This is a genomic window from Rugosimonospora africana (assembly GCF_016862975.1).
Lineage (GTDB): Bacteria > Actinomycetota > Actinomycetes > Mycobacteriales > Micromonosporaceae > Rugosimonospora > Rugosimonospora africana.
Genome location: NZ_BONZ01000054.1, coordinates 24,436 through 38,318, shown reverse-complemented (window position 1 = coordinate 38,318; position 13,883 = coordinate 24,436). Strand labels below are relative to the sequence as shown.

The 13,883-nt window shown below is 71.9% G+C and carries 14 protein-coding genes; 2 read left to right on the top strand and 12 right to left on the bottom strand.

Annotated features, from left to right (window positions below; genetic code table 11):
* Window positions 1-37: 37 nt before the first annotated feature.
* From alr to Raf01_RS27690, 10 genes are all read right to left on the bottom strand, one after another.
* A complete protein-coding gene (alr, locus tag Raf01_RS27735; protein WP_203920969.1) occupies window positions 38-1,144 on the bottom strand; it encodes an alanine racemase in 1,107 nt (368 codons plus the stop codon).
* A gap of 31 nt (window positions 1,145-1,175) precedes the next feature.
* Window positions 1,176-2,432 carry a cellulose-binding domain-containing protein gene (locus tag Raf01_RS27730; protein ID WP_203920968.1) on the bottom strand — a complete coding sequence of 419 codons (1,257 nt, stop codon included), beginning with the start codon at window positions 2,430-2,432 and terminating at the stop codon, window positions 1,176-1,178.
* A gap of 12 nt (window positions 2,433-2,444) precedes the next feature.
* Window positions 2,445-2,963 (bottom strand): hypothetical protein, encoded by a 519-nt coding sequence (locus Raf01_RS27725; RefSeq protein ID WP_203920967.1) that lies wholly within the window; start codon window positions 2,961-2,963, stop codon window positions 2,445-2,447.
* A gap of 55 nt (window positions 2,964-3,018) precedes the next feature.
* Entirely contained in the window at window positions 3,019-3,774 is a 756-nt protein-coding gene (locus Raf01_RS27720; RefSeq protein WP_203920966.1) for a hypothetical protein, read from the bottom strand.
* Window positions 3,775-4,049: 275 nt separating this feature from the next.
* Window positions 4,050-4,676, bottom strand: coding sequence for a nucleoside/nucleotide kinase family protein (locus Raf01_RS27715; RefSeq protein WP_203920965.1), 627 nt, complete (start codon window positions 4,674-4,676; stop codon window positions 4,050-4,052).
* Window positions 4,673-5,605, bottom strand: a complete 933-nt coding sequence (locus tag Raf01_RS27710) for an NADP-dependent oxidoreductase (protein ID WP_203920964.1) — start codon at window positions 5,603-5,605, stop codon at window positions 4,673-4,675. Before Raf01_RS27710 ends, Raf01_RS27715 begins: the two co-directional genes overlap by 4 nt.
* A complete protein-coding gene (mgrA, locus tag Raf01_RS27705; RefSeq protein WP_203920963.1) occupies window positions 5,602-6,594 on the bottom strand; it encodes an L-glyceraldehyde 3-phosphate reductase in 993 nt (330 codons plus the stop codon). The genes Raf01_RS27710 and mgrA overlap by 4 nt, the downstream gene beginning before the upstream one ends.
* A 51-nt stretch (window positions 6,595-6,645) precedes the next feature.
* Window positions 6,646-7,434 (bottom strand): SAM-dependent methyltransferase, encoded by a 789-nt coding sequence (locus Raf01_RS27700; RefSeq protein WP_203920962.1) that lies wholly within the window; start codon window positions 7,432-7,434, stop codon window positions 6,646-6,648.
* 218 nt (window positions 7,435-7,652) lie between these two features.
* Window positions 7,653-8,504, bottom strand: a complete 852-nt coding sequence (locus Raf01_RS27695; protein ID WP_203920961.1) for an SAM-dependent methyltransferase — start codon at window positions 8,502-8,504, stop codon at window positions 7,653-7,655.
* 13 nt (window positions 8,505-8,517) lie between these two features.
* Window positions 8,518-9,576, bottom strand: coding sequence for a Gfo/Idh/MocA family protein (locus tag Raf01_RS27690; protein ID WP_203920975.1), 1,059 nt, complete (start codon window positions 9,574-9,576; stop codon window positions 8,518-8,520).
* Between the two features lie 484 nt (window positions 9,577-10,060).
* Between Raf01_RS27690 and Raf01_RS50945 the strand changes: the two genes are divergently transcribed.
* Window positions 10,061-11,071, top strand: coding sequence for a winged helix-turn-helix domain-containing protein (locus tag Raf01_RS50945; RefSeq protein WP_373319583.1), 1,011 nt, complete (start codon window positions 10,061-10,063; stop codon window positions 11,069-11,071).
* 32 nt (window positions 11,072-11,103) lie between these two features.
* On the opposite strand, the gene Raf01_RS27680 is transcribed toward Raf01_RS50945, so the two are convergent.
* A complete protein-coding gene (locus Raf01_RS27680) occupies window positions 11,104-11,898 on the bottom strand; it encodes an ABC transporter permease (RefSeq protein WP_203920960.1) in 795 nt (264 codons plus the stop codon).
* Window positions 11,895-12,896 carry an ATP-binding cassette domain-containing protein gene (locus Raf01_RS27675; protein WP_203920959.1) on the bottom strand — a complete coding sequence of 334 codons (1,002 nt, stop codon included), beginning with the start codon at window positions 12,894-12,896 and terminating at the stop codon, window positions 11,895-11,897. Before Raf01_RS27675 ends, Raf01_RS27680 begins: the two co-directional genes overlap by 4 nt.
* Before the next feature lie 75 nt (window positions 12,897-12,971).
* Here Raf01_RS27675 and Raf01_RS27670 point away from each other — a divergent pair, with 75 nt between their 5' ends.
* Window positions 12,972-13,712 carry a MerR family transcriptional regulator gene (locus Raf01_RS27670; RefSeq protein ID WP_239133965.1) on the top strand — a complete coding sequence of 247 codons (741 nt, stop codon included), beginning with the start codon at window positions 12,972-12,974 and terminating at the stop codon, window positions 13,710-13,712.
* Window positions 13,713-13,883: the final 171 nt, after the last annotated feature.

The window sequence follows — 13,883 nt, the reverse complement described above, 5'->3', positions numbered from 1 at the left end:
CGCCGAAGCCGGGCCCCGCGGACTACGGGGGCCCGGCTCAGTTATCCGTACGGTAGCTGCGCGGCACGCGCGGTCCGATTCCGGTGACGATTTCGGCGTGGATCGTGCCGGTGGCCGCGGCCCAGTCCTGCGCGAGCGGCTCGCCGTCGCGCCCCGGCCCGAACAGCACCGCGATGTCGCCCTCGCTCACCGGTGCGCCGGTGACGTCGACTACGAAGTGGTCGATGCCGACCGGGCCGCGGATCGGGAAACGCGCGCCGTCGATCGCCACCGAGGCCGCGCCAGCGGCGGCGCGCGGGATGCCGTCGGCGTACCCGAGCGGCACGACGGCCAGGGTGGCCGCGCGCCCGGAGGCGCCCGGGCCGGCACCGACCCGCTTGACTCGCGCCACCTGGGACCGCAGCGTCATCGCCGGTACCAGCCCGAGGTCGCCGCGATGCGGGACCGGGGACAGGCCGTAGACGGCGGTCCCGGCACGGACGAGGTCGAAGTGCGTGCCGGGGAGGGCGAGCGCGCCGGCCGAGTCGGCGAGGTGCCGCACCTCGGGCACGATGCCGTGCAGGGCCGCGTGGTGCAGCGCGTCGTGGAAGGCGTTCAGCTGCGCGTCGTTGGCCGGATGCTCCGGCTCGTCGGCGTGGGCGAGCTGGCTCCACACCCCGATCACCACCAGCTCGGCCTCGGTCTGCGCCTTCGCCGCCGCGTCGAGCAGGTCGGGCCAGTCCGCGACGCCGCTGCCGCTGTGCCCCAGCCCGGTGTCGACCTCCAGGTGGATCCGGGCCATCAGGCCGAGTTCGTTCGCCGCCGCGCGTACCGCGCGCAGCTCGTCCGGCCCGGAGACAGCCAGGTCGATGTCGGAGCCGATTGCCCGGGCGAGGTCGTCCGGCGTCCACAGCCAGGTGAAGACCGGCGCGGTGATCCCGGCGTCGCGCAACGCCAGGGCCTCGTCGACGGTCGCGGCGCCGAGCCAGGTTGCCCCGCCGGCCAGCGCTGCGCGGGCCGACGGGAGCAACCCGTGTCCGTAGCCGCCGCCGCTCACCACCGCCATCACCCGAGCCCGGGTCTGCTCGGCGAAGGTGGCGGCCGCCAGCCTGGCCACGTTCGCCTCGATGGCGGAGAGGTCGACGACGGCTTCGGTGCGTGACATGAGCGCCATTATCCCAGTGCGGGTGCGGGGTTCAGCAGCCGATCCGGGTCGCACCCAGCGCGACGTCGTCGTACCACAGGGTGTCCGCGCCGTCACCGTATGCCTCCCAGCCCAGCCGGAAGTCGGTGAGCTGGGGGCGCCAGTTGGCACGCGACAGCCACTGCCGGTCGACGTCCTGGGTCGGCGTACCGTCCTCGTGCAGGCCGGCCACGTCGGTGCCGTTGACCCAGGTCTGCATGGTGCCCGCGGTGCCGTTCACCATGAATTCCACGCACGTCCACTGGTTGGTGGGCAACGGTACGGACAGCGACACGCCCGTCGGGCTCTGCTCGGGCAGGGTCGCGTCGTCGGACTGCCGGTTCCATTGCAGGGCACCGTTCTGCCCGCCCATCCGCAGATCGTTGCCGCCGTCCGCGGCGTCCCGCATGGCCGCGAACGCCACGTGGGCGGCCGGCAGCGCGGTGGTGTGGCGCACGTAGAAGCGGGCGTACCAGACCGGTCCGATCCCGGTCAGGCTGCGGGTCGGCCCGACGAAGATGTGGTTGCAGTAGCCGGCGGCGCCGTTGACGCGCAGGGACTTGCCGCCGCTGTGGGCCGTCGTGGTGTCGATGGTCGCGGTACTCGAGCCGGAACAGTTCGGGTAGCTGATCGCCCAGTCGCCGGACGGCGTACCGGCGGCCTGGTTCTCGAAGCCGTCGCACACCGTGGCGGAGCCGCACCCGGCCGGCGGTGGGCTGGTCGGTGGGGTGACCGTCGGGCTCGGTGACGGACTGCGCGACGGAGTCGGGCTCACCGAGGCGCTGCGCGACGGGGTCGGGCTCGGCGACGCGCTGCGCGACGGGGACGGGGTGGTCGAGGGAGTACCCGTACCGGCGCATCCCGACCCGGTCACCGCCAGGTCGGTGGGTACCGGGTTGCTCGCCCCCGAGGTGCCCTGCACCCCGAACTCGGTGGTCGCCCCGGCGGCCAGGTCGGCGTTGTAGCTCATGCTGGTCGCGGTCACCGCCGAGCCGCTTTGGCTGACCTGTGCGCTCCAGGACGATGTGATCTGCTGGCCGGCCGAGTACGTCCAGGTGACCGTCCAGCCGTGCACCGGGCTGGTACCGGCGGTCACGTCGACGTACGCGACGAATCCACCGCTCCACTGGTTCACCCGGTACGCGACCTGGCATCCGCTGGCCGCACTGGCATCCGAGCCGGGAGCGAGCACGGCAACGGTGGCCGCGCCGATTCCCACGGCCACAGCCGCGATCGCCGCTGGGAGGCGGCGGCGTGCAGAGATTCGCATGTTGGTCCGTCCTCAACACTCGTGGGCGGCGCGCAGCTGGGCGACCAGCTTGTCCACGCCGAGCCGATAATTGTCCAAAGTGGACTCACTGGGTTGGTACCGCCAGGTTCCTCCGGCGTAGAGCAGGCTCGCGGTGCCGGACTGCGAGCCCCGCGTCCAGTCGATGTCCACCTCGCCGTCGTTTACCGGGCGGGTCGCGACCACCTGGGCCGCCACACCCTTGCTGGGGCAGGCCGTGTTGAGCGCGACGAAGTCGGTACGGGTGATGGACCGCTGCGCGTCCTGGCTCCACAGTTCCCAGGCGCCGCCGAAGTCCCCGCCGGCCAGCAGGCCGAATTCCGTCTGTGCCGTGGCCGTGGCCGCCTCGGGGTTGTCGACCGCGGCGGCGCGGTTGGCCGACGCGGCGCTACCCGAGCCCGATGCCGTCGGCGCTGCCGCGCCGCAGCCGGCCAGCCCGGCCGTTGACACGGCCAGCACGAGCACGGCCAGCACGAGCACTGGCAGCGGAACGACTACCTTCCTGACGCGCACAAATTCCTCCAGACCGGTCGCCCGGCCGGTTTGCGCCGGCCGGGTTCCCGCCGGGTCAGTTGGCCAGCCGGTTGGTGCCGTAGTGCTGGATGATGCTGGTGTTCGAGGACAGGTTCAGATCGGCGGTGAAGCGGATCGAGTCACGGATCTGCTCGGCGGTGATCGCCGTGGACGGGGCGACGCCGATCTGCCAGGCGAAGGTCTCGCTCGGGTACCCGGTCTGCTGGGCCGCGGCCACGTCGTGGAAGCCGAGGCGCACGATGTAGAACGAGGTGCCGTCGCTCCGCGGAACCTCCAGGTAGTCCGACTGCGGGTGCCCGGTGGCCTCCTGGTTGAAGTAGTAGTGCTGGTCGGCGTGGGACGGTGCGCGGAAGATCATCACCGCGCAGTCCACGTTGAGCGGGGTGCTCGACCGGTTCGTGAAGACCAGCTGGTACGTGCCGTACCACTGGTTGCCGTTGAACACCACCTTCACCGACAGCGGCACGTTGCTGGTGAACGCGGTGGTCAGCGGCTCGGACAGGATCGGGTTGGCGCCGGTGAGCGGGTAGTTCACGCCGTGGCTGCAGCGTTCGAGCTGGCTGCTGTAGTCCGACGGGTTTCCGGTCGGGGCCTGCTGGCTGAACGAGGCGGGGCCGGCGCTGACCGAGGTCGTCTCGGTCACGTCGGCGGTGGCCTTGTTGGTCTGGCCCAGCTGCCAGGCGATGGTGACGAGCAGGAGGAGGGCGGCGGCGAGCGGGAAGAGCATCGCCGGCCGGCCCTTGAGCCGGACCAGCGAGGCCGCGAGCCGTCCGGTGGCAGTGCGGTTCATCGAGGGAACCTCCGGTGCGTGCGCGACCGCGGCCGCCGGCGGGTGCGACCAGCGGGGCGGGCACGGGAATGGAGGCAGGGGACAGCCCGGTATGCCCTGCGAAGGGACTGACGGATGCGGGCGAGGGCTGGCTCCCGTGACGCTCGGCCCGGCTTCCGTGGGATTCCACCAGTCTGGCCGGGGACCCTGAGGCATGCAAGAGTTTCGATGTAGTTTCGACCGGCGCCATGTCTCGACCAGCCTGTGCCGCCACCAGCCCTGTGCCTCTACCGGCGCTACGCCTCCACCAGCGCCGGGTGGCCCGGGTCATCCACCCGGACCACCACGTCGGCGAGGCTGGCCGGATCCACCTCGTCCCGGTACCGGTCGAACGCGGGCAGCGTCCAGCGCAGCTCCTCGCGGGTACGGCGGGCCAGCGCGGCCGGCGACTGCGCGCAGTGCACGACCAGGTCGAGGTCGAGTCCGGCGCCCTGGAGCAGGGGGCCGGACAGCAACAGCACGCCGCCGGTCGGTACATCCACATAGGACGGTCGGCTGGACCGGTCGGTGTCCGGGTTCCAGAACGTGGTCACGATGCGCCCGGACCCGCCCGGCGCCAGCGGCCCGAGCACTTCCCGGGAGAGCGCGGCCAGGTCGTACCACCGCTCGTAGAACGAGTCCGGGTTGTTCCGGCCCAGCTCCAGCCGTACCGAGGCGGGGCGCAGGAAGTCGGCCAGGTCCACCCGGACCGCTGGCCGCCCCAGTACCCGCAGCGGATCGACCAGCGCGTCGGCCAGCGCGCCCGGCTCGGCGGAGTCCGCGCCGTCGAACCCGACCCGCACGAAGCCGGCGGCCGGGGTTGCCGTGATCCGCCCGGCCAGCTCGTCGACCAACCGGGCCGGGGTGACCGGGCGGATCCTCACACCGTCAGGACGACTTTCCCGCGCACGTGGCCGCCCGCGACGAGCCGCTGCGCGTCGGCCGCCTGGGCCAGCGGGAACTCCTGGGCCACCTCGATCCGCAGCGCGCCCTCGGCGACCAGCGTGCCCAGGTACGCCAGGCCGTCGCCGTCCGGCCGCACGAACGTGTACCGGCCGCCCTGGTCGAGTACGCCCCGGCTGTCCACGATCGAGCCGTGCCGGGCCGGGTCGCGCACCACGAGGAGGGACTGGGCCAGCGCCTCACCGCCGATGTAGTCCACTGCGGCGTCGACCTTGCCGTCCCCGCCCACCAGTTGCGCCAGGCGCTCCGGCAGGTCGGCGCCGTACGCCAGCGGCTCGGCACCCAGCGAACGCAGGAAGTCGTGGTTGTCCTCCGACGCCGTACCGAAGACCCGCGCGGCGCCCATGGCGAGCGCGATCTGTACCGCGAAGTGCCCGACCCCGCCGGCCGCGGCGTGTACCAGCACGGTCTCGCCGGAGTGCACGCCGACCTCGCGCAGCGACTGGAGCGCGGTGAGCCCGGCCAGCGGCACCGCGCCGGCCTGGGCGAAGCTGAGCGACGCCGGCTTGCGGGCGACCGCCCGGTCGGCCACCACGACCCGCTCCGCGTACGTGCCGCACTGCACGCTGTCCTTGCGCGCGTACGCGTAGACCTCGTCGCCCGGGGCGAACGCGGTCACCGCCGGCCCGACCGCGGCGACCACCCCTGCCACGTCCCAGCCCGGGATCAGCGGGGTGTGGTGCGGGAACAGCCCGCGCAGGTAGCCCTCGCGGATCTTGTAGTCGACCGGGTTCACGCCGGCGGCGCGCACGTCGATGAGCACACCGTCCGGGGACAGGACCGGGTCCGGCAGCTCCCGGAGGGACAGCACGTCCGGGCCGCCGTACTCGTCGAGCGCTACGGCCTTCACGCCGCCTCCACGATCGCGTCGAGCTGCGCGAGTTCGGAGTCGGTGAAGGTGAGGTTCGCCGTCGCCGCGAGGCTGTCCTCCAGCTGCCGTACGCTGCTGGCTCCGATCACCACCGAGGTCATCCGCGGATCGCGCAGCGCCCAGGCCAGGGCCAGCTGGGCGAGGCTCTGCCCGCGCCCGGTGGCGACCTCGTTCAGCGAGCGGATGGTGGCCAGGCGCTGCGGGGTCAGGTCGCGCTCGGACAGGAACCGGCTGGTGGCGGCGCGCGAGTCGGCCGGGATGCCGTCCAGGTACCGGTTGGTGAGCAGGCCCTGCGCCAGCGGCGAGTACGCGATCCCGCCGACCCCCTCGGCCTCCAGCACGTCGAGCAGACCGTCCTCGACCCACCGGTTGAGCATCGAGTAACTCGGCTGGTTGATCAGCAGCGGGGTGCCCAGTTCGCGCAGGATCCTGGCCGCCTGGGTGGTCTGTTCCGGGGAGTAGTTGGAGATGCCGACGTACAGCGCCTTGCCCGCCCGTACCGCCGAGTCCAGCGCGCCCATCGTCTCCTCGAGCGGAGTGTCCGGGTCGAATCGGTGGGAGTAGAAGATGTCGACGTAGTCCACGCCGAGCCGGCGCAGGGACTGGTCCAGGCTGGCGGTGAGGTACTTTCGCGAGCCCCACTCACCGTACGGGCCCGGCCACATGTCGTACCCGGCCTTGGTCGAGATGATCAGTTCGTCCCGGTACGGGGCGAGGTCGGCGGCGAGCACGCGCCCGAAGTTCTCCTCGGCGCTGCCGTACGGCGGGCCGTAGTTGTTGGCCAGGTCGAAGTGGGTGACGCCGAGGTCGAACGCGCGACGGCAGATGTCGCGCTGCACCCCGATCGGTCGGTCATGCCCGAAGTTGTGCCAGAGGCCCAGGGAGATAACCGGTAGCCGGACGCCGCTGCGCCCGGAACGCCGGTAGGTCATCGTGTCGTATCGGTCGGCAGCCGCGCTGTAGGTCACGATTCCCCAGCGTAGTAGCCGCGGATCAAGGAGAGCCCGGGGGCGCCCCGGTCAGCCCGGGATCCGGGCGACGGCGGCGTAGCAACCCGCTTCGAGGGCGGTGGGCCGGGGGACCGGCTCGTTCTCGGCCCGCCACTGCGGGGTCGGCACGATGCCCGGGTCGATCAGTTCGAGTCCGTCGAAGAATCCCGCGAACTCCGCCTTCGACCGGGGGTGAACCGACTCGCCGGTGGCGACGTGACCGAGCTGGGCGACGGCCTGCGGAGGCAGGAAGTCGAAGGTGCCGTGCGACATCACCAGGTAGCTGCCCGGGGCGAGGGCGCGCACCAGCGACCCGACGAGCCGGTGCGCGTGCCCGGTGTCCGGGAAGAAGTGCAGAACGGCGACGAGCATGAGCGCGACCGGCCGGGACAGGTCCAGGGTGGCGCGCAGGTCGGGGTGGTCCAGGATCCGTCCGGGCTCGCGGAGGTCCGCCTGGATGAACGTGGTGCCGCCGCCGCTCGGCTCGCCTGCGCTCGGCTCGCCTGCGGTCAGCTCGCCGGCGTGGGCGAGCACGATCGGGTCGTTGTCGACGTAGACCACGCTCACGTCGCCGGCGCCGGCCTGCGCGACCTCGTGGGTGTTGGGGCTGGTGGGAATGCCGCTGCCGATGTCGAGGAACTGGCGGATGCCGGCCTCCGCGACCAGGTGGGCGACCGCGCGGCGCAGGAAGCGCCGGTTTTCCAGCGCGCCGACCCGGATCCCGGGGAAGGTCGAGATCATCCGGTCCCCGGACTGCCGATCCGCCGCGAAGTTGGTCGTGCCACCGAGGAAGTAGTCGTAGCGCCGCGCCGGATGCATGACACCGGTGTCAATGCCCCCCGGGGCCGGTTCCGCGGGCGTCTCTGGTTGCTGACCGCTCACGCGCGACCCCCTCGAATCCGGTCACGCCACCGTACCGGCGACCGGCCGGCACGGGCGACCCCCGCCGGCGATCCCGCCCGCTGGCACGGGCGGTCGACGCGCACCGCCACGAGCCGCCTTTCGGCCCGAGCGACGGCCGGAGGGCTGGTGGCGGATCAGCGCACCCGGGCGACCGCGCAGTGGACTGCCGCCTCCGCGGCGCTGGGCCGGGGCTGCGGCTCGCGCTCAGCCCGCCAGTGCGCCACCGACACGATGCCCGGATCGATGAACTCGAGCCCCTCGAAGAACGCGCCGAACTCCGCCTTCGAGCGGCCACGGAACGTCTCCGGGCCGGTGATCTGGTCCACCCGGTCCACCGTCCGCGCCGGCAGGAAGTCGAAGGTGGCGTGCGACATGACCAGGTAGCTGCCCGGGGCAAGGGCGCGGACCAGTCGCGCGACGATGCCGTACGGGTCGTCGCCGTCCGGGATGAAATGCAGGACGGCGACGAGCATGAGGGCGACCGGCTGGGTCAGGTCGATGGTGGCGCGCAGGTCGGGCTGGGCGAGGATCTGCTCGGGTTGACGCAGGTCGGCGTCGAGATAGGCGGTGGCACCCTCGGGGGTACTGGTGAGCAGGGCTCGGGCGTGGGCCAGCACGATCGGGTCGTTGTCCACGTAGACGATCCGGGACTCGGGCGCGATGGCCTGGGCGAGTTCGTGGGTGTTGGGGCTGGTGGGGATGCCGGTGCCGATGTCGAGGAACTGGCGGATGCCGGCCTGGCCGGCGAGATAGGCCACCGCGCGCCGCATGAAGCCGCGATTTTCCAGCGCGGTCAGGCGCGCCGTGGGGAAGGCCGCGATGAGCTTGTCGCCGGACTCCCGGTCGGCGGCGAAGTTGTCCTTGCCGCCGAGGAAGTAGTCGTAACGCCGGGCCGGGTGGGCGACCGTGGTGTCGATCCGGGAGTAGCCGGACAGTGACTCAGTCGGGCGCGCCTCGATGGGGGTCTCTGGCTTCGGGTCGTTCATCGGGCGTTCCCTCCTACTCGCGCGGCGCCAGGCCGGCGGCGCGGTAGATGTCGTCGATGACGCGCATGTTCGACACCGCGTCTCGGGCCGATGTCGGCACCGGGGCGCCGTCGCGGATCGCAGCGACGAACGCGCGCAGCTGATGCGTGTACGTCGCGTCGCCCGGTACCCGCTCCCGGTGGGTACGCCCGCCGGCCCGCCAGGTCAGCCGGTGGTACATGCCGGGCATCAGGTAGTTGAACACGCGCAGCCAGCCGGACTCACCGGTGACCCGCAGGGACAGCGAGAGCAGGTGCCGCGACCACAGGCTGGTGACCAGCTCGCCGGTCGCTTCTCCGCCGGTAGCAACTGAGCCGGTCGCGTCTGCGCCGCTCACCCCTGCCTCGCTCACCCCTGCCTCGTTCGCGCCGGCACCGCTCGCGCCGCCGGGGAAGCGCAGCCGTGCGGTCATCGCCCGGTCGACACCGGGGGAGTGCAGGGTGGCCTGTGCCGAGAGGACCTCGGGCTCGCCGCCGACCAGGCGCAGCGCGTTGACCGCGTAACAGCCGGCGTCCATCATCGCGCCGCCGGCCAGATCCAGCCGGTACCGGATGTCGGAGAACTTGGGCAGCGGGAAGCACATCGAGGCGTGCACGTGCCGTACGGCGCCGATCGCCCCCTCGCCGAGCAGCTGCTCCACCCGGGCGAGCAGCGGATGGTACCGGTAGTGAAACGCCTCCATGACCACCAGCCCGGCCCGATCCGCGGCGTCGGCCACCTCGCGCGCCTGCGTCTCGTTGGACGCCAGCGGCTTCTCGCACAGCACGTGCTTGCCCGCCGCCAGCGCGGCGAGTGTCCAGCGGGCGTGCAGTCCGTTCGGCGCCGGAATGTAGACCGCGTCCACGTCGGGATCGGCGAGCAGCTGCTCGTAGTCCGGATGCACCGTGGGGATCGCGTGCTTCGCGGCGAACGCGCGGGCCCGTCCGGGATCCCGCGCGGCGATCGCCGTCACCGTTACGTCGGGGACCTGCCGGGCCGGCTTGATTATGGCCGCCGGCGCGATCCGGGCCGCGCCGAGCACGCCGATCCGCATGGTGTTCACGCCGGGAATCTACCCGCTTGCGCAACGGGCGTGGGAGCGCGGGAGACGGTGACACGGGGCGGCTCCGGCTGCGTCCCGATGGTTACCCTACTATTCCGATAGGCTTAGCTGGTATGATTGCCGGCATGAGCCCGGCGTTGCTCGATCCGATGTGGATTTCCCGGCGCGGAGAACACTTCGACTGCCGCTGTCCGGTGGCCGCTCGCACCTCTCTGTGACCGTCCCGATGTTCAGGGACCGCCGGCGCGGCCGGGACCGGATGTCGGAGCCACTGCGATCGCCGACTGGACGGCGCGCGGATCCGCGGACGCGACGCGGCTCCGCGACTGGTCTGGGTCGTGACGCGGCGTCAGACGCGCCGAGCCAGACCAATCGGACAGGCCGGACCGGTCGATCCACGCCACCAGCACCGACTGGTCTGGGTCGCGGCGCGGCGTCAGACGCGCCGAGCCAGACCAGTCGCAAGGGAGAAACCATGCCGGCAGCCACCGCACCCGACCTGACCACCACCGACCGAAGCCTCACCGACCGGAGCCCGACTGACCGGAGCCTCAGTGATCGGAGCACGGCCGACCGGAGCACCACCGGATATCCGCGCCTCGGGCTCGCCGCCGCGGGTGGCGTGGCCGAGCGGGACGCGTCAACCAGTTCGGTCATCGTCACCCTGCGCATCGACGTGCTTGGCGAGAATCTGCCGCCGGCCGTGGCCGGCCTGCTGGAGACCGTGGCCGCGCTGGCCGGCCCGGCGGGCGTGAGCGTGACGCACGCGACCGATCCGGCGCCGGGCGGCCGGACCGCGATGGGCGAGTTCGTCGGGTCACCCGAGCCGGTCGGCTTGCGCGAGCCGTTCGGTTTGCGCGAGCAGGTCGGCTTGCGCGAGCAGGTCGGCTTGCGTGAGGCCGGCGGTGTGCGCGGGCCCAGCGGCGTGCCGGAGCCGGCCGTCTCGGGTGTGCGGACGGAGCCCGTCGCGCTGACTGGCCGGCCGACCGCCGCGGGTGAGCAAGCTGCCGCGTTGGCCGGCCGGCCGACGGCCGCGGGTGGGTGGGCTGCCGGCGACCCGGCCGTGGCCGACCGCCCGGGGGCGGGCGCGCCGCTCGACGGCTGGGCCGCCTGGCCGCGCCCGCGGCTGGTGCGCGGCGCCGAGCCGCCGGCCGCCGTACCGGTGCTGCGCATCTACCTCGACTCGCGGCTGGTGCTGCGGGCCGGGATGCCGATCCGGCTGACGCGCCGGGAGTACGACCTGCTCACGTTCCTGTGCGAGCACCCGCGCCGGGTGTTCAGCCGCAGCCAGCTCATGCGCCAGGTGTGGGGCCACGAGATGGTCGGCGGCGAGCGCACCGTGGACGTGCACGTCCGCCGGCTGCGGGTCAAGTTGGGCGAGCCCGGGCCGGTGATCTCGACCGTGCGGGGCGTCGGGTACCGGCTGGACGACGTGACGTCGGTGGCGATCGTGGCCGACGCGGGGCAGGGGGCCGAGGCGCGGTAGAGAGCCGAGACGCGGTGGGGAGCCGACGCGCGTTAGCGGACGTGGTTCCGGTTGAAGCCGGTGCGGGCCCAGAGGTAGCCGCCGAGGCCGATGACGATGCACCAGCCGATCGCGAAGATGCCGTTGTGGCCGATCGGGGTGCCGGTCAGCAGACCTCGGATCGTTTCGATGACGGGGGTGAAGGGCTGGTACTCGGCGAACTGGCGGACGCCGGGCGGCATCGAGCCGGCGGGGGCGAAGGCGCTGCCGATGAACGGGAGGAAGATGATCGGCAGCGGGCTGTTGCTGGCCGCCTCGGGCGTTCCCGAGACCAGCCCGATCGCCACCGCGAGCCAGGTCAGGGCGAAGGTCAGCAGCAGGAGCAGTCCGGCCGCGGCGGCCCAGGCGGCGAGATGGGCGGTGGGCCGGAAGCCCAGGACCAGCGCGGCGGCGATCACCGACGCTGTGCTCACCACGGTCGTGATCATGCTGTTGATCACGTGTCCGGTCAGGATGGAGCCTCGGGCGATCGGCATGGTGCGGAACCGGTCGACGATGCCCTCGGTCATGTCCGCACAGACCGCCACTGCCGTGGCCATGCTGCCCGATGCCACCGCCGTGATGATCACGCCGGGCGCGATGTAGTCGATGTACCCGCCGAGGTGATGCCCGCCCGCCGCGGCGATCCCGGCGCCCAGCGTCTTGCCGAGGACTCCGACGAAGAGCAACAGCATGATCACCGGGCCGAAGACGGACCCCATCGTCATGGAGGGATAACGCAGGGTGTGACGTAGGTTGCGCCGCAGCATCGTGGCCGTGTCGGTCAGGGCGTAGGTCTGGGTGCTCATGCGGAGATCTCCTTGTCGGTGGCGGGGTTGCTGCGCTTGCCGGTCAGGGTGAGGAAGACGTCGTCCAGGTCCGGGGTGTGCACGGAGAGCTCCTCGACGCTGATGGCTTCGGCCCTGAGCTGGTCGAGAAGGGACTGCAGGGACGCGACCCCGCCATCGCTCGGGATCTGCAGGGTCAGTGCGTCGTCGTCGCGTGAGGTCACCTCGAGGATCCGGGCAGCCGCCTCCAGGCGCGGCGCGTCGGCGAACCGCAGCCGGACGTGGCCGCCGGGGATCAGGCGCTTGAGTTCGGCCGCGGTCCCTTCGGCCACCAGCTTGCCCTGGTCCAGCACGGCGATCCGGTCGGCGAGTTGGTCGGCCTCTTCCAGGTACTGCGTCGTCAGGAAGATCGTGACCCCGTCGGCGACCAGACCGCGGATGATCTCCCACAGCTCGCGGCGGCTGCGCGGATCCAGGCCCGTGGTCGGCTCGTCGAGAAAGATCAGGCGCGGGCCGGCGATCAGGGTCATTGCCAGATCGAGCCGGCGACGCATGCCGCCGGAGTAGGTCGAAATGGGCTTCTTCGCGGCCTCGACCAGGTCGAACCGCTCCAGCAGGGCGTCGGCCCGGCGCCGACCCTCGCCTCGTCCCAGGTGGTGCAGGTCCGCCATCAGGATCAGGTTCTCCCGGCCGGTCAGCAGGCCGTCGACGGCCGAGAACTGACCGGTGACCCCGATCGAGGCCCGCACGCCGCCGGGATCCTGGGCCAGATCATGGCCGCCGACCTGCGCCTGGCCGCCGTCGGCCTCGATCAGCGTCGAGAGGATCCGCACCGTGGTGGTCTTGCCGGCGCCGTTCGGACCGAGCAGGGCGAAGACCGTGCCTGCGGTGACGGTCAGGTCGAGACCGTTCAGGACAAGCTGGTCGCCGTAGGACTTGCGGAGGCCGGTCGCGGTGATCGCGGCGGGCCGGGCGAAGGCGGCTCCGGTAGCCTGCCGATACGTTGTCGTCGTGTTCATGGATAGAGCGTCCGACCCCGACGCAGGGTCAAGGTCAAGCGGTCTGTTCCACGAGTTTTTCGGGGGTCATCGTTGTTGACGATCGGCCAGGTCGCGGCCTATCTGGGCGTGACGGTGCGGGCCATCCGCCACTACCACCAGAGGGGCCTGCTGCCCGAGCCGGCGCGCGATGTCTCGGGGTACCGGCGCTACGGAGCCGACGCGATCGTCACGCTGGTGCGGATCAAGACCCTGTCGGACGCGGGCGTCCCGCTGGCGCGGATCGAGGAGCTGACCGGAGCCTCGCCCGCACAGTTCTCGTCCTCAGTCGCGGCGATCGACGACGATCTGAAGGACCAGATCAGAGACTTGAAGAGGCGCCGCAGCCGGATCGCCGAACTATCCGCCGGCGACCGGCTGTTCCTGCCGGAGGAGGTCGTGGTCCTGCTGGACCGCATCCAGGAGATCGGGCTCAGCCCTGAGGCGGTGCGGACCGAGCGCGACTCGTGGATCCTGCTGGTGGCGCAGTACCCCGATCAGGTGCCGGGGTGGGCGCTGCAGAAGCAGGCGATGTTCGAGGACCCCGCCTTCCAGCGGCTGTACCTGACCGCCGACCAGGCCGCCGGCTGGGACCGGAACGACCCGCGACTGGAGGCGCTCGCGGACGAGGTGAACGGCTTCGGCGGACTCCATGCACCGGGCTCGGACGGAGCCGAGCCGATCCTGGCTCTCGATGCCCTGGTCGCCGTGGCGCTGATGGCAGCGCAGACCGGCAAGCCGGTGCCCGCCTTGGAGCGGTTGATCGAACTGTGCCAAAGCCGGGCAACGGCCACCTGACGCCCGAGGGATCGCTCGACCGGCGGTAGTACCGCCAGCTATTGACACCATCGATCAGCTCAACTATTGATGAGTCGACACAGATCGATGTCAACGTTGTCTTCCACCAGCGACGAACCGGAGAGCTTCGGACGGTCCGAGACAACGTTGTCATCGACCACCCCCGGAGGA